Origin of the sequence: Legionella israelensis (assembly GCF_004571175.1) — a bacterium.
In the GTDB taxonomy this organism is placed as follows: domain Bacteria; phylum Pseudomonadota; class Gammaproteobacteria; order Legionellales; family Legionellaceae; genus Legionella_D; species Legionella_D israelensis.
Window position 1 is genome coordinate 2,581,229 of the sequence record NZ_CP038273.1, and the last position, 16,559, is coordinate 2,597,787.

Below are 16,559 nucleotides of genomic sequence, written 5' to 3' on the forward strand. Positions count from 1 at the left end.
TCAGAAATACACCTATTTTAGGGGAGGCTTACAATAGCAGCGCTCTAATTTTTGGACTTTCACTATCTGTAGCCAGTACCGTTGTATTGTTGAAAGCACTTGAAGAGCGAGGCGCTCTTGAGTCGATTAATGGCCACATTGCGGTAGGATGGCTTTTGGTTGAAGACCTGGTTATGGTGGTTGTGCTGGTGTTGCTTCCACCTCTATCACACTGGCAGGGTGACAGCTTCTCTGTGGGCATTCATACCAAGCCGCTATGGTTCGTTTTTGGCCTAACACTTCTTAAGATATCAACGTTCATTGCGTTCATGCTCTTGGTCGGCCGACGATATTTCCCGAAGCTACTCTGGCTTGTTGCTCGCACCGGCTCACGTGAATTGTTTACTTTATGTGTGATTACTGCAGCAATTAGCATTGCCTACGTAGCTTCTAAATTATTTGGTGTTTCGTTTGCCTTAGGCGCTTTTTTTGCAGGTATGATTATGCGGGAGTCTTCGTTCAGTCATCGTGCTGCTGAAGAGTCTTTGCCACTTAGAGATGCATTTGCTGTATTGTTTTTTGTTTCAGTAGGCATGTTGTTTAATCCTTCGGTGTTGGTTGAACAACCCTTACAAATTTTAATTGTGGTAGGTATTATCATTATCGGTAAGTCAATTGCAGCTTTTGTACTAGTCCTTGCATTTCGCTATCCATTACAATCAGCATTAATCGTATCAGCAAGTCTGGCACAAATCGGTGAGTTTTCATTCATTCTTGCTGAGCTAGGGGTGCGCTTGGGCATGCTTCCTGCAGAAGGGCAAAGTTTTATTCTTGCAGGTGCACTTATATCTATAGCTATTAACCCTCTTGTATTTAAATTAGTGAATCCTGTTCTTGCTTGGATAAACTCTTGCCCTGGATTACTCCATTTTCTTGAACGCGCCCAGGATTCTTTGACTGAATTACCGATGTCCACAAAAGATGATTATCTTGCAGGACAAGTGGTTTTAGTGGGCTATGGGCGTGTTGGGAAGCGCGTTGCCCATTTACTCTCTGAAAAAAACATTCCCTATGTTGTAGTTGAGGAAAATAGAGAGTTAATTGCAAGTCTACGGGCCGCTGGCTTTCCTGCGGTTTATGGAGATGCATCTGAACCTTCCGTGCTGATTCAAAGCCATATTGCTCATGCCAGTATGCTCATGATTGTCATAGCAGATACTATCTATCTAAGGAAGATTATTCAATATGCTCATCAACTTAATCCAAAAATAGAAATTGTTGTCCGTACGCATGATGAAGAAGAAGCCGTATTATTACAGAACGAAATTTCAGGCAAAGTATTCTTTGCCGAGGAAGAACTTGCCAAAAGCATGGGAGAATATGCCTTAAATCGATTTGGAAAATTATGATTATTGGGTGACTGCATGAGTTTAAATGTTAGTAGTTACTGAATTATTCCGGATGTCACAACAACACGAGAACTGATTTCTACACCGAACGAACCAGTATTGTTATTTAATAAGCTTTTACAGGTGATATAAATCCTGGTGGCTTAAGTGCCCATAGTGAACAATTAATTTTTTGTAGAATATTTTCAGCCGTATTGCCTATAATAAATCCTGATAATCCAGTACGTGCTACTGTCCCCATGATTAAAACATCGATCTTTTTTTCACTGACCATAGTGGGGATAATTTCGGTAGGAATACCTTTCAGATAGTATATAGTTGGATCTTTGATGTTTGCACCATGAATCAATTTAAGAAGCGTATGATACTGTTTTTCGCTCTCGCGGATGGTCATTTCATCTATTTTTGTTGCAGATGTATCAATAAAAACACTATGGCGCAAGTAGTGTTCCAAAATAAAGTCCCAGCAAGAAATAATGCTTAAATGGCCATTGTAATGAGTTGAAAGTGTTTGAGATAATTTTAATAAATTAAGGGCGAGATCGTGACCAGATATTTCCTCATCTTTAGGATCGATTGCAACAGCTATATGAAGATTTTCAGTTGAGTTAAATGAGCGGTGTAAAAATAAAGTACAAGGACATTTACGTAATAAAGCCATATCTAAAGCTTCAAAACCTTTTGTATCTTCCTTATTTTCTACGGCTTTAATTATAAGATCATAAGACTCGCGGAGCACTCGTTGAATAATCCGAATATCAGGTGTGTCCCCCCATTCAATCTCTAATTTAAAAGAGGTTTTTTTCTTGGCGAGTGATAAAGAGGCTTTTGCCGTGTCAATTGATTGCTGCATTTTCTCTAACAGAAATGCTTCATATGAATTTTTATGTTCCTCAAGACTGTGCGGGAATGAGGGGCAAAGTATCAAAATACTTAATTTGGCATTATTAGCCAAAGCCAAACTTATTGCTTGTTGCAATGCTTGTGTGTCTTTTCCAAGTCCATTACTCACAAAGAGGATATTATGAAATTGTTTCATTCTTGCATTCTCCCTGCCAGATTGGCTGCTTCAATGTATTTTAATAGATGCTTGAGTATAAGCTATCTTAATACTAATAATTGTAGCTTAAATTAACCTATTATCTAAATTTACAACAAAAATAATTAGCTACGAAAAGTTAGCAGAGCGAATAAAAAGGATTGTTTTAAATGCATCAATTCATTTCCCTTAGTTATTACCATTGCAATAGGATTTGGACTGGTATTAATTCTAGGGTTTATTGCTGTACACCTTCATTATATAGTCCATTAATTTGAGTCTATACTTCATATAACCTACATACAATTGAAGGGCATCATTATGGGTTTATTGATTAATGGACAATGGGTTAATCAATGGTACGAAACTAAATCACACGGTGGCAAATTTCTTAGAGAGGATTCTACTATACGCAACTGGATAACTCCCGATGGAGCACCTGGACCATCAGGTAAAGGTGGATTTAAGACCGAAACTGGGCGTTATCATTTATATGTTTCACTAGCATGCCCTTGGGCACACAGAACTTTAATTTTCCGAAAATTGAAAAATCTTGAAAAACATATATCTATATCCATTGTTAGCCCGGAAATGTTGCAGCATGGTTGGACCTTTTGTGTGAGCGAAGGAAGTACCGGGGATGAAGTTAATCATGCAAGCTATCTTTATGAAATATATATTGCAAATGATTCCAAATATACAGGTAGGGTGACGGTTCCCGTATTATGGGATCAAGAAACACGGGTAATTGTTAACAACGAATCATCAGATATTATTCGTATGTTTAATCAATCGTTTAATTCTATTACACAAAGCGCCAAGGACTATTATCCGCAGAATCTTCAAAGCGCTATTGATAAAATTAATGAGTATGTTTGCAAAAATGTCAATAATGGTGTTTACTCTTGCGGCTTTGCCACATCGCAGCGTGCTTACGAAAGCGCATACAAGTGCCTTTTTAAGACACTGGATCGCATTGAGTCAATTTTACGTAAAAAACGTTATTTATTAGGTGACACCATCACCGAAGCAGATTGGCGACTTTTTACAACCTTAATTCGATTCGATACGGTATATTACAGCCATTTCAAATGTAATAGACAACGAATTGAAGATTATCCCAATATTTCGGAATATCTGCGTGAGTTATATCAGCGGCCTGGTGTGAGTGAAACGGTCAACTTCTATCATATCAAGCGCCACTATTATTATAGTCATTCTATGATTAACCCAACCCAGATAGTTCCTTTAGGACCAGAAATTGATTTTTTACGTCCATTCAATCGGTGTATGACACATAAATAACTACTCTAAAAAATTAAAACAGCTGATTTTATAGGGTAATTTGCTGGAGGGTACGAAATTTCACGGAACATCATGAAGTTCTATGCCAGCATAGGTTGTAGTCCAATACATCAACTTTTTAATAATTATCAATGTCCTATTTTTGTTTTGGTGGAACAACTAACATATCAGTGGTACTTAGCTGTAATAATCGTTTAGCCACACTCCCTGTTATTAAATACTGTAATTTAGAGTTTCCTTGAGCACCAAATGAAATCAAATCGGCTTGCCATTTTTCAGACTGAATGACAATAGTGTCTGCAATATATCCACCCATGATTTTTTTCTGGAATTTAGTTTGATCTACATTACACTTACCAAGAAAATCATCTAACCTGTGACTGATATCTTTTGTCTCTTCCTGTCCATATCCCAGTAACATTTTAGTAAAATATATATCAATGATATGTAGTAATTGAAAGGTTGCATTAGGAAAACATTTGAAGGTAAATTCAATTGCATTTTTACTTACTTCGGAAAAATCGGTAGCTATAATTATCCGATTATACGCAAAAGAAGGCTCTTTTTTTACCAGTAGGATTGGAACATTACTATGACTTACCATCGAACTTGAAGTAGTGCCTAAGATGTAATCATTGATGTAGTATTCGCCATGTGCGCCAGCAATAATCATATTACACTTGTTTTCTTTAGCATATCTGACAATCTCATCAGCGGCTCTGCCGGCTAATACAGAAACATAGGTTTCAATGTTATGAGAATATTTTTTTATGCATTTTAAAAGTTTTTTTTCAACTTTCTTTTTTTGTGCAAGATAATCTTGTTCCAACTCTTCAATCGAAAATTGTGAAAAATTACCAATCCTGGGCTGGATTAAGATATGTAAAAAGTGGAGTATTGCTTTATGTTGTTCAGCTAAAGTAACTGCTCTTGAAAGGGAGTAGTCTGAATGCTTTGAAAAGTCACTAGCAATTAATATATTATTTATTTCCATTTTAAACTCTCTGCACTTAAGCTTATATAAAGATTAGCAAACGATTGGCCTCATTGCATACTATATTCATATCTTTGAACTACAGGTGATTTGTTTATTTGAAATAAACATCCGTTGAATCTGGAATGGTGAGGCCAAGGACTAAAGCTCATGCAAGGAGTTACTTAAATCGTTGCGCCTTTGCTAAGCTTTATTATTAAGAGCATATCCTTCTGAGGAAAAAGATGATGCCGCTAAAACACATAGTCATTGCCAGTGATTTTTCTAAATATGCCGAATATGCACTACAAAGAGCCATATCTTTAGCTGAGCGACATCATATCCCTCTTCATCTTATACACGTTTTACAACAGCCATTGTCGGTAGATTTTGACCAATATCTCAGTGAACAACCAAAAGATTTTCTCTCATTAGAGAAAGACACACTGGATAAGCTCTCTGCCCTAATTCTGAAATATCCTACCAATATTTCAATTAATCTATCAGTTCTTGCAGGAAGGGCTTCAGATGAAATCACTCAATATACGGAGCAAAATCAAGGAAATTTAATTATTGCAGGAGCTCAGGGACAGTATTATATCCATGAGTATGTGTTAGGAACCACATCGAGTTATCTTATAGAACAAGGGAAAACTCCTGTTTTGCTCATCAAAAAGGAACCCTCTTTTTCCTATAAAAAAATACTTATTGCAACTGATTTTTCAAAACCCAGTAAAAAAGCCATTGAATTTACCTTTAAATGCTTTCCAGAAGCTCAATTTCAGCTATTACATGTTGTGGATATTTTTAACAGTCAGAATTTAAAAGGAAATTCCGTTGACCTCCTCGAATCAAATACAAAAAATATTATGGAGCAGTTGGATTATTTTTTAAAAGAATGCAATGTTACATATGATCAATTTGAAAAAAAAATCATGGGTGGTTATGTGGCTGACACAATTATTATGCAGTCAAAAAATTGGAACGCAGATTTGTTGGCTTTTGGAGCACAAGGACACTCTAAATTACACTATTTAATGACAGGAAGTGTGGCTAAGCGATTATTACAACTAAGTTATATTGATATGTTGGTGGTGCCACCTTCATAAAGTAAAACGTTTAACTTGGTAGGGCATTATTGAATAAATCGGAAACATTGTTTAATTTTGTATTTGAGAAACTAATTGTTTAGTTTTGGCTAGAATGCCTTGTATTTCTATCTTATTGTCTATTTGGTCAATAAACATAAGAGTATAATTTAGCAATTATTAGCATTTTACTGAGATATGTTCAAAAATTGTACATTCAGAGGGTTTTGAGCTATAGTTTAAGTAATCGTGTAAACTGGAGGTGCGTATATGTTAAAAGATACCTATGAAGCTCGAGTTAAAATAGGACCTCACATTATATCTAAAATTACTGGAAAAATTCTTCACGAGTTGAAGGTACGCTTGATTCTACTATGTGACTTGGAATCTTCCGGTGCTAGAGGAGAACTCATAGATCTTGCTACTGATAACGTCATTTACAGATGTCATAAACAAACTCTAGTCGATAAATAATCCCCATACTTTTCTTATTATTAACAGATAATTTAAATTTATTTGAATCTTTTACTTCTCGCCAAGGAAAATTGGAAGCCGAGGCGAGAAAAAGGTTCATTAATGTGCTTCAGTGGAGAACCATGAATATGATACATCCTTTTCATTTGTCATTTATCGTAAGCGCTTAATTAACCTCACCTAGCAAAGTTCCTTCCCAACCTTGATACTCCGTTTATTTTTAACAACGGAGAAAATCAGCATGACAGACAATCCGAAAAGATCACGACGCGAATTTTGGCAATCTCATAATGACTCATGGGAAGTCAGTGGTTTAACCCAAGCTGTTTACTGTGAACAGCAAGGCATAAGTCATTCAGCGTTTTGTTATTGGCGAGGACGTCTTCGTCCTAAAGCTTCAAAAGCGCAGAGAACATCCCCTCATTTTCTAGCGGTTAAGTCAGCTGTTGAACCTACTTCGGCAAACACGCCCTATGAGCCGGCCATTCAGTTAATGTTGCCAAATGGTGTACGCCTTGGAATCAGCGGTCAGACCGACAAAGTCATTTTACGTGAAGTTTTAACGTTTGCAGGGGCGTTATAATGTTGCGCTTACCGGAAACGACAGCGATTTATGTTGCAACAACACCTGTTGATTTCAGAAAAGCCATTAATGGCTTGGCTGCCATGGTGATTGAGGAATTTGAATCGCCGGCGAACGATGGTTCTGTTTACGTTTTTTATAATCGTAGCCGTGACAGGGTTAAGTGTTTGTTTTGGGATAAGAATGGTTTTGTGCTTTATCACAAGCGCTTAGAGCGTGGAAAATTTAAGATGGAGAAGACGTCAACCCAGCTTGAAGCCATTACTCACCAACAGTTGGACTGGTTGTTGGCGGGGCTTGAATTTAAGTTGATGTCTGAATTTCCCATGCTTGATTTCAAGCATTATTTTTAAGTTAACTTCATGATTTTATTAAATTAAACCGTTACATTGCATGCTTATTTTGGTATAATAGTGCCCATTAAAACAACACAAATAATACCAACGATGAAACAACAATCTGACTTAACAGTAGAGCAATTACGCGAAGAAAATGCGCGTTTGTTGGCATTGTTGGCTCAGCAGGAAAGCACTATCGAAACGCTTCGCCACCAGCTGCACTTATTCCGTAATGCACGCTTTGGCCGCAAAAGCGAAAAAGGTGTCGTGCCGGAACAAATGGCATTGCAATTTGACGAAGCAGAGCCATCCAGTGAACAGGATGAATCGACTGTTGAGCCTTCTCAAACTGAAACCATTACCTATACCCGTGCTAAAAAAGGCACAGGCCGCAAAGCACTGCCCAAGTCATTACCCTATGTTGAGCAGATTCATGACTTAAGCGATGAAGAAAAACATTGCGACTGTGGTTGTGAGTTAACTCATATTGGTGACGACATCTCAGAACAACTGGATGTTGTACCGCAAATGACCTTCCGTGTGGTTCATGTTCGTAAAAAATACGCTTGCAAGACATGTGAAGAAACCATTCAAACGGCCAAACTGCCGAAACAACCTATTCCACAAAGCATTGCATCGTCTGGTTTACTGGCAGCAGTGATTGATGCCAAGTTTAACCGCCACATGCCGCTTTATCGCCAGGAGGCGATGTTTAAAGAAGCGGGCATTCCCGTTACCAGAGCAACGCTTTGCAACTGGGTGGTAAAAGCCGCTGATTTATTAACGCCGCTGGTTAAACTCATGGTTGCGGCCATTCACGATTATGACATCGCTTATGCGGATGAAACACCCGTGCAGGTGCTCAAGCAGAAAAACAAACCGCCAACATCAAAATCCTATATGTGGCTATTCATTGGCGGTCCACCGGATAAACGCTGTTATGTTTATCAGTACCATCCGTCACGCACTCACCAGATACCGGCTGATTTCTTTTCCGACTTCAGCGGCTACCTGCATGCTGACTGTTATGGTGGTTATGTCGCTTTAGACAAAGAAGACCATGTTACCCATGTTGCCTGTATGGCGCACGCCAGAAGGTATTTTGTCGATGTGGTCAAACTTGCCGGCAAGAAAAAAGGCATTGCCCATAAAGTCTTGACCTATTTTACCGAGCTTTATCAGCTGGAAGCTTCCCTCAAAGAGGCAAAGGCTGCACCAGACGATATTTATCAGGCAAGACAAAAAGAGGCCAAACCTATTCTTGATGAACTCAAAGACTTTGTTGAAGATAAAAAAATCAATATCCCACCGAAAAGCCCATTGGGCAAAGCCGTTCATTACCTGTTGACGCACTGGGTTGCGCTCAAACGATACCTTGACGATGGCCGTCTCGAAATAGATAACAACCGAACAGAGCGCTCCATTAAACCTTTCGTCATCGGACGAAAAAACTGGCTCTTTCATGGCAACGAAACGGGCGCCAAAGCAGGTGCTATCCTCTATTCCCTCATCGAAACCTGTAAGCAACACCAGGTTGATGCTTTCGCATGGTTGAAATACGCACTGACCAACATCCAATATGCTGAAACCATCGAACAGCTCGAAGCTTTGCTGCCCTTTCATGTAAACCCTTCCGAACTTGAAAACATGCGCAGCTTACCTGCTTTGGAAATGCCTGAGAAGAGTGGGGTTAATTAAGCGTTTACCATTTATCTTTGGATAATAAATTTGAATGGGTCTTTTCTTTCTATTAATTACCGCGAAGTTGGTTAAATTTTGAAGATGAACCGAGTTTTTGCTCATAATTTCCAAAACCACAAGATGCCGAGCTACTTCTGCATCTGCAATAAGAGAACGATGACAGCGCCATGGTACCGCTTCAGCACACATTATGACGACTTTATGGTTATTTTTTATTAAGCTGTTTAATTCCTTCAGCCCTTCGTAAAACTCAGGTGTTTGCATATAATCTGCAAAGCCACGGAAGCTTTTATTGCGCCATCCCATATTGATGGAATTATGAGTCGTTGGGCGTAATCCACCTAATTTTGATAAATGAGTATAGCCAATTTTTTCTTTTCGAAGTGATTCTTTTAGTTCATTTTCATTAAACCAGGGCACATGGTGAGATTTGGGTATGGTACGTACATCCACGACGTGTGTAATTTGATATGCCTGTAATATGTCAATAAATTCTTTAATAGTATGTGTCGAATGCCCAATGGTATAAAGTTTAGTCATAATTTAACTCTATCTTTCCTCCATCTTGGATGATTAGTTAGCTGTTATCTCTATGTTTACCTGACTATTGATTGAATTCGAAATAAAACAATTTGCATGAGCTTTCTCCCGCATTTTAGTTAGGGCATCATCGTCAGGAAGTTTAGAACCGCCAAATTTAATTTTGGGATGCAATGTAATTTCTGTCACGCTAATTTTTCCCTGCTCATTTTTATTCGTTATGCCAATAGCGTCATCGAGGTAACTATCAATGATATAACCATTTTTGCAAGCTACCGCTAGAAAAGTTTGCATATAACAACCTGATAGAGCTGACACGAGCAATTCCTCCGGATTAGGCAATTCTGATTTACCGAAGTAGTCCTTTGGATTTGATGCCTGAATGTTTTCTCCGCCGCTAAATTTGATGGTGTAAGTACGATCATAGGTTTCATAATTAAAGTCTTGACCATTACGTTGCCAGTGAATTGAAGCTGAATGATTAGCCATACCTATCTCCGACTTTATCAATGCTGTTAGTACCCGGAAAATTCTTCTGTACGAATATTATCATCATTAATATTCGCTTCATTTAACATCTTGCGCATGGCAGCAACCATTGCTGCTGGACCCGAGATATAATAAATAGGTTGAGTTAAATCTTTAATGTATTTTTCTAGCATTTCTCGATTAATAAAACCTTTTTCACCAGTCCATGGCTGTTTTGATTTTTCCATAGCCGTCATCGTTGATATAAATTTATAATGAGGATTTCCTTTTGACCTTTCCCCCAAAAATAAGACCATGACATTGATGAGATTTCCATTAAAATTGCAAGATTGGAGAACTCAAAATGAAAAGACGTTATACAGAAGAACAAATCATCAAAGCCATTAAATCTCACGAAGCTGGAACCAAAGTGGCTGATATCTGTCGTGAATACAGCATTTCCTCAGGGACATTTTACAATTGGCGAAGTAAGTACGCAGGGCTTGAAATTAATGAGGCTAAGCAGCTACGTGAACTTGAATCTGAGAACAATAAACTTAAGAAGTTTGTCAGCTGACAAACTTCTTGAAGTAGAAGCAATGAAGGATGTGCTGTCAAAAAAGTGGTAACGCCCGCGGAAAGAAAGCCAATTGCTCAACACCTTATATTACGTTTTAAACTCAGTGAGCGTGTGGCTTGTAGGCTAACGGGATTGAGTCGAACGATGTTTCGGTATCAACCCAGATCACGGGCGGATGATGTAGTCAGAGCAAGACTCAGGGCATTGGCAACGCAATACCCTGCTTATGGTTATTTGTTACTTCATGGTTTACTCAAAGCAGAGGGCTTGGTCATTAATAAGAAACATACTTATCGGTTATATACCGAGGAGGGATTACAAGTACGAACGAAGAAGCGTAAAAAGCTTACCCGACCTAGACAGCCAATAGAATTACCCACAGCACCTAATCAACGTTGGTCAATGGATTTTGTATCTGATCAACTGAGTAATGGAAGACGATTTCGTGTATTAAATGTTGTCGACGATTTTTCCCGTGAGATGGTTGGTCAGCTGGTTTCCACATCAATCAGTGGCCGGCAAGTTGCACGTTTTCTAGATCAATTAATTGAGCAACGTTCTAAGCCAAATAAAGTGATTTGCGACAATGGGACCGAATTTACTAGCAAAGCAATGTTCTTTTGGAGCAAAGAAAGTGGTGTGAACCTTGGTTTTATTCAACCAGGAAAGCCAACACAAAACGCTTTTGTGGAAAGCTTGAATGGCAAGTTTAGAAATGAATGCCTAAACCTGCACTGGTTCCGGACACTGGATGAAGCAAAATATGAGATTGCTCTATGGCGTGAGCACTATAACTATGTTCGCCCGCATAGCTCACTCAATTATATGTCACCAGTTGAATATGCGAAACAGGTAGCATAAGATTTCGAATCTCATCAAGGAAGTGGTACTAATTTAGGGGAAAGGTCACTTTTTCGAGAGACTTTAGTTCTTCCAGAAAGGCGGTATCTTCTGGTCTGTTATTTGAATAAAATAAATAAATTTGATGTGGTACTTTATCCTTGGTAGCTTGTGTAATAATGCTTCTCACTGGTGTGATACCAATTCCACCTGTAAGAAATACAGCAGGTATCGCTTTATTATTATGTAGCGTAAAAGATCCATAGGGTGCATCTAATTTAAGTTCAGTACCTAAAGAAAGTGTTTTTAATACTCGTTTAAAGGCTGTGTCGCGCATCCGAGTTGCCACCATTAAATCGTTCGCAAAAGGAGGATTGGTGAGCGAGAAAGCACGAGTATTCCCTTCCTCATCTGTCTCTTTGGGATTAAGTAGGGTGAAATCACCAAATTGACCAGACTTAAAGGTAAAATCCTTTGGTTTTTCAAAAATAAAGGCCATCGTTCCTTCAGCAACAATTTGACGATCTAAAAGTTTAATTTAGTAAATAGCCATAATTACGACTCCTTTTAACCTCGATATACATGAACAATCAAATTTTAGTTAGTAAAATATTTAATAAAGTGTAGTAGTTCAAACTTGATCTGACAGTTACCGGTTTTTCAGAAGTGTCTGTCAGGTCAAATTCAGCCTATCAATTTTTCCTTCCAGATTTGTTTGCCATCAATCAATGTTTGCATTGGAGTACGTCCACAGCACATTTTGCCTTGATGGGTGCGCTCATTATTATAATAATGAAGCCATACGTCCAGATCTTTTTGCAGTTCATCCATGTCATCGTAAACTTTCTTACGGAATGTGATTTGATAAAACTCCTGCAAAATCGTTTTGTGGAAACGCTCACAAATACCGTTTGTTTGCGGTGATTGTGCTTTAGTTTTCGTGTGATCAATGTTGTTAATAGCTAAATAAAGCTGATAGTCATGCTGTTCTACTTTCCCACAATACTCTGTACCCCGGTCAGTTAAAACACGCAGCATAGGTAACTGCTGCTGCTCAAAGAACGGCAAGACCTTGTCGTTAAGGAGATCTGCTGATGTAATAGGCGTTTTTGTTGTATAGAGCTTGGCAAATGCCACTTTGCTATAAGTATCAACAAAAGTCTGCTGATAAATGCGGCCAACTCCTTTGATAGTTCCCACATAGAATGTATCTTGGGAACCAAGATAGCCAGGATGTGCTGTTTCAATTTCGCCGCAAGCCTCATCATCAAACTTCTTCTTCTCCAAAGCTGCAATTTGTGCTTCTGTGAGAATAATGCCCTCTGATGCTACTTTGGCTTCAAGTGCCTTCAAACGGTCTTTAAAGTTAGCTAAATTATGCCTAAGCCAGACGCTGCGAACGCCACTAGGGGATACAAAAATCCCTTTCTTACGCAACTCATTACTGGTGCGTAGTTGACCATGAGCTGGATATTCTATGGCGTACTCTTTTACCGCTTGCTCTATAGAATCGTCAACACGGTTCTTGTGATTAGGTTGCCTTCGTGACTTATCAAATAAGGCATCTACCCCACCAGATTCTACCGCTGATTTATAACGATAGAAGGTGTCTCGTGATAAACCCATTACCTTACAGGCTTTCGATACATTGCCTAATTCTTCAGCTAAATTTAGTAAGCCAACTTTGTGTTTAATAATTTTAACGTTATTATCTATCATGAGAGTTTTCCTTTTGGTTTTGTTAAAGTTTGCACTTCTATCAAAACCGGAAACTCTCACCTTTTCAAGTGGTTATGTCAGATTAAGTCGAAACTAATTCAAATAAAGCCACAGCATTATTGTGTTCAGTTTCTTTAGAACTAAATAATAAAGTCACTCTTTTTTTCCCTTCTTTTAAAATAATATCAATATCCTCTTGTTTATCTATTATTTCTTGAGCATAACGTTTTTGAAATTCAGTCCATTTCTTTGGATCATGATTGAACCACTTGCGTAATGAATCACTGGGTGCAATGTCTTTTAACCACAGATCAATATTCGCTTCAGTTTTTTTTATTCCGCGAGGCCAAAGTCTATCAACAAGGATTCGAAACCCATCCGATTCGTTTGATTCCTCATAAATTCGTTTAACCTGTATATTCATTGTAAATGGCTCCCTGCGAAAATACTTAGCTTACTAATAAAAACAACTCTACATTGATACGCTTATTTTTTTAACATTCCTCTTAATACATAGTGTAAAATTCCACCATTTTTGTAGTAATCTAATTCATTTAATGTATCAATTCGCGAAATAAGAGTAACTTCGCTTTGATTTCCATCTTCTCTATGGATAACAACCTTTACTGGCATGCGTGGTTTCATCTGATGAGTAAGACCTATAATATCAATGACTTCAGAGCCTGAAATTTGTAGTGTTTTACGTGTGACTCCTTCAGGAAACTCTAAGGGCAAAATTCCCATACCAATTAAATTTGAGCGATGGATTCGCTCAAAACTCTCTGCCATGACGGCCACAACACCCTGAAGCTTCGGTCCTTTTGCCGCCCAATCTCGAGAAGAGCCTGTTCCATACTCCCTACCAGCAATTACAACCAATGCAGTACGTCCATTTTTATAACGCATTGCAGCATCATATATCGACATTATTTCACCAGTGGGAATATATTTTGTAAAGCCTCCTTCAAGCTCTGGAGTCATCTCATTTCTAATACGGATGTTTGCAAATGTTCCTCGTACCATGACTTCATGGTTTCCACGTCGTGAGCCATAAGAATTAAAGTCTTTAATTGTGACACCTTTGGATTGCAGATATTCCCCAGCGGGACTCTCTGGTTTTATAGAACCGGCTGGTGAAATATGGTCTGTAGTAATGCTATCTCCAAACAGTGCCAAGATTCGCGCACCTTTAATATTCTTAATTTTTTCTGGGGTCACGCCCATACCATCAAAAAATGGTGGGTGTTGAATATATGTTGAATCTAAAGGCCATGCATAAGTATCTGATTCAGAAATTTTCATAGAGCGCCATTCATCTGTTCCTGTAAATATATTTGCATAGGTGTCATGAAACATCTTGTTAGTAATAGTAGCTACCTCTCGGGCAATTTCATCATTTGTGGGCCATAAATCATGTAGATAAACAGGATTTCTTGCTTTATCTTCTCCAAGAGGATCTTTTGTCAAATCAATCAATACAGTCCCAGCAATGGCAAAGGCAACAACAAGCGGTGGTGATGCGAGCCAATTTGCTTTAACAAGTGGATGGATTCGTCCTTCAAAATTACGATTACCTGAAAGTACAGCTGAAACAATTAAATCATTTTCAATCACTATTTTTTCTACAGGTTCGGGAAGAGGGCCAGAATTTCCGATGCACGTTGTACATCCATAGCCTGCTAATGTGAAGCCTAGTTCATTAAGATATTTTTGTAAGTTAGTTTTTTCAAGATAGAGAGTGACCACTTGGGAACCTGGTGCAAATGAGGTTTTCACCCAGGGTTTTCGTGTCATCCCTTTTTCAACTGCTTTTTTTGCTAATAATCCAGCTGCAATAAGTACATTTGGGTTTGAGGTGTTGGTGCAACTGGTGATTGCTGCAATAACAACATCCCCATGATGCAATTCATAATTCATATCGGTATCAAACGATTGTTCTCTCTCTTCGCTACGTTTGTTTTCTGCTAATAATTTATCAAAAGTATTAGCCAGCTTTGACAATTCAACTTGATCTTGTGGGCGTTTTGGGCCAGCAATACATGCTCGGATAGTTGATAAATCTAGCGTAACCAAATCTGTATAAATAAGTTCAGCTTGAGGATCATGCCATAATCCCTGAATTTTTGCATAAGCTTCAACAAGAGCAACGCTTTGCTCCTCTCTTCCACTTAAACGCAAATAATCGAGAGTGGCTTCATCAATAGGAAAGAAACCGCATGTTGCACCATATTCAGGTGACATATTGCTAATTGTTGCTCGATCTGCAAGAGATAAATGACGTAACCCATCTCCAAAGAATTCAACAAATTTTCCTACGACACCTTTTTCACGTAAAAGATGTGTTACAGAAAGAACCAGATCAGTTGCTGTAATGCCCTCTTGTAATTGTCCTGTCAGTTTTACCCCAATTACTTCAGGAATTAGTAAAGAAATTGGTTGTCCTAACATAGCTGCTTCTGCTTCAATACCGCCGACTCCCCAACCCAGTACCCCAAGACCATTAATCATAGTCGTATGGCTGTCTGTACCCACTAATGTATCTGGGTAGGCATATATTTTCCCATTGATTTCCTGGGTCCAAACCGTTTTGGCCAGGTACTCCAGGTTCACCTGATGACATATTCCCGTATCAGGTGGTACAACACGGAAATTTCTAAATGCTTTTTGTCCCCATCGTAAAAACTCATAGCGCTCATAATTCCTTTCCATTTCCATTGTGGCATTGATTGTAAAGGCATCGGGTATGAGAAACTGATCAATCTGTATGGAATGATCAATAATCAGATCAACAGCTGAAAGGGGATTAATTTGTTCCGGATTTCCGCCAAGCTTTTCAATCGCAGCACGCATTGCAGCAAGATCTACAATAGCAGGTACACCAGTAAAATCCTGCATTAAGACACGTGCAGGACGATAAACTATTTCACGATTAGACGTTTTTAGTTTTAACCACTCAATGATTGCTTTGAGATCATCAACTGTAACAGATTGTCCGTCGAGATGACGAAGTAAATTCTCCAAAAGAATTTTTAAAGTGTAGGGTAGTTTTGATAAATCTTTAAGTCCTCCTTGTTCAGCAGCGCGTAAACTATAGTAATGATAAGCGATACCATGTATCGAAAGAATTTGTTGTGTACTTTTATGGAATTCACTGGTAAGAACAAGGTCTGATACAATAGTATGCTGTTTGATTTCCTGTATTCCCCCTGCCCAGGAGGGAGGATCGCTTGCAGGAAATGAATCCTCAGAGGACTCGTTTATTATAGCCTGATTATTTTTTTGTTTTGCACCCATGATCCAATTTTTTATTGGTAGCATACGATATCCTTATCGGAACTTTATGTATTGATGAAATTTAGGGAGTGAGATTTATAGTATAGTTAATTATTTTATGAATATTTCAAAAGAAATTTCTTAACTTAGATGCTGGTAAGGTCCCGCAAAGGATGCTACGTGTTATACAAAGTAATACAATGATTAAATAGTATAGCTATACTTTTAAAATGATAGTAGGCGAAAACCA

At 38.4% G+C, this 16,559-nt stretch carries 13 protein-coding genes and 3 pseudogenes; 7 read left to right on the forward strand and 9 right to left on the reverse strand.

Annotated elements, in window-relative coordinates; translation table 11 throughout:
* Positions 1-35 precede the first annotated feature (35 nt).
* Positions 36-1,388 (forward strand): annotated as a pseudogene (locus tag E4T55_RS11820) (cation:proton antiporter); the annotation flags it as partial.
* Positions 1,389-1,494: 106 nt separating this feature from the next.
* On the opposite strand, the gene E4T55_RS11825 reads toward E4T55_RS11820, so the two are convergent.
* Positions 1,495-2,427: a universal stress protein gene (locus E4T55_RS11825; RefSeq protein WP_058502504.1), complete on the reverse strand. Its 933-nt coding sequence runs from the start codon at positions 2,425-2,427 to the stop codon at positions 1,495-1,497.
* A gap of 321 nt (positions 2,428-2,748) precedes the next feature.
* Between E4T55_RS11825 and E4T55_RS11830 the strand changes: the two genes are divergently transcribed.
* Positions 2,749-3,732 (forward strand): glutathione S-transferase family protein, encoded by a 984-nt coding sequence (locus E4T55_RS11830; protein WP_058502503.1) that lies wholly within the window; start codon positions 2,749-2,751, stop codon positions 3,730-3,732.
* Between the two features lie 136 nt (positions 3,733-3,868).
* Here E4T55_RS11830 and E4T55_RS11835 read toward each other — a convergent pair whose 3' ends face one another.
* Complete coding sequence (locus E4T55_RS11835; RefSeq protein ID WP_058502502.1) at positions 3,869-4,726, reverse strand: universal stress protein; 858 nt, start codon at positions 4,724-4,726, stop codon at positions 3,869-3,871.
* A 224-nt stretch (positions 4,727-4,950) separates the two neighbouring features.
* Here E4T55_RS11835 and E4T55_RS11840 point away from each other — a divergent pair, with 224 nt between their 5' ends.
* The 4 genes from E4T55_RS11840 (at position 4,951) to tnpC (ending at position 8,886) form a co-directional block, all read left to right on the forward strand.
* Positions 4,951-5,814, forward strand: a complete 864-nt coding sequence (locus tag E4T55_RS11840) for a universal stress protein (protein ID WP_316409779.1) — start codon at positions 4,951-4,953, stop codon at positions 5,812-5,814.
* 694 nt (positions 5,815-6,508) lie between these two features.
* The gene (gene tnpA / locus E4T55_RS11850) at positions 6,509-6,850 is read left to right on the forward strand and encodes an IS66 family insertion sequence element accessory protein TnpA (RefSeq protein WP_058501899.1); all 342 of its coding nucleotides are present in this window, start codon (positions 6,509-6,511) and stop codon (positions 6,848-6,850) included.
* Positions 6,850-7,203, forward strand: coding sequence for an IS66 family insertion sequence element accessory protein TnpB (tnpB, locus tag E4T55_RS11855; protein ID WP_058501898.1), 354 nt, complete (start codon positions 6,850-6,852; stop codon positions 7,201-7,203). The genes tnpA and tnpB overlap by 1 nt, the downstream gene beginning before the upstream one ends.
* A gap of 93 nt (positions 7,204-7,296) precedes the next feature.
* Entirely contained in the window at positions 7,297-8,886 is a 1,590-nt protein-coding gene (gene tnpC / locus E4T55_RS11860; RefSeq protein ID WP_058501897.1) for an IS66 family transposase, read from the forward strand.
* Here tnpC and E4T55_RS11865 read toward each other — a convergent pair.
* Genes E4T55_RS11865 through E4T55_RS11875 form a run of 3 tightly spaced genes read right to left on the reverse strand, consistent with a single transcriptional unit; the run spans position 8,845 to position 10,214 of the window.
* Positions 8,845-9,429: a DUF488 domain-containing protein gene (locus E4T55_RS11865; RefSeq protein ID WP_058502227.1), complete on the reverse strand. Its 585-nt coding sequence runs from the start codon at positions 9,427-9,429 to the stop codon at positions 8,845-8,847. The two genes, tnpC and E4T55_RS11865, sit on opposite strands and share 42 nt — an antisense overlap.
* 33 nt (positions 9,430-9,462) lie before the next feature.
* A complete protein-coding gene (locus tag E4T55_RS11870) occupies positions 9,463-9,918 on the reverse strand; it encodes an OsmC family protein (RefSeq protein ID WP_058502228.1) in 456 nt (151 codons plus the stop codon).
* Between the two features lie 26 nt (positions 9,919-9,944).
* Entirely contained in the window at positions 9,945-10,214 is a 270-nt protein-coding gene (locus tag E4T55_RS11875) for a hypothetical protein (RefSeq protein ID WP_058502229.1), read from the reverse strand.
* Between the two features lie 47 nt (positions 10,215-10,261).
* On the opposite strand from E4T55_RS11875, the pseudogene E4T55_RS11880 reads away from it, so the two are divergent.
* Positions 10,262-11,338 (forward strand): annotated as a pseudogene (locus E4T55_RS11880) (IS3 family transposase).
* A gap of 28 nt (positions 11,339-11,366) precedes the next feature.
* Here E4T55_RS11880 and E4T55_RS11885 read toward each other — a convergent pair.
* From E4T55_RS11885 to acnA, 4 genes and pseudogenes are all read right to left on the reverse strand, one after another.
* Positions 11,367-11,816 (reverse strand): FAD-dependent oxidoreductase, encoded by a 450-nt coding sequence (locus E4T55_RS11885; protein WP_238583431.1) that lies wholly within the window; start codon positions 11,814-11,816, stop codon positions 11,367-11,369.
* Positions 11,817-11,907: 91 nt separating this feature from the next.
* Positions 11,908-13,036: pseudogene (locus E4T55_RS11890) on the reverse strand (IS481 family transposase).
* A gap of 82 nt (positions 13,037-13,118) precedes the next feature.
* Entirely contained in the window at positions 13,119-13,460 is a 342-nt protein-coding gene (locus E4T55_RS11895; RefSeq protein WP_058501945.1) for a DUF488 domain-containing protein, read from the reverse strand.
* Positions 13,461-13,522: 62 nt separating this feature from the next.
* Complete coding sequence (gene acnA, locus E4T55_RS11900) at positions 13,523-16,354, reverse strand: aconitate hydratase AcnA (protein ID WP_082636533.1); 2,832 nt, start codon at positions 16,352-16,354, stop codon at positions 13,523-13,525.
* Positions 16,355-16,559: the final 205 nt, after the last annotated feature.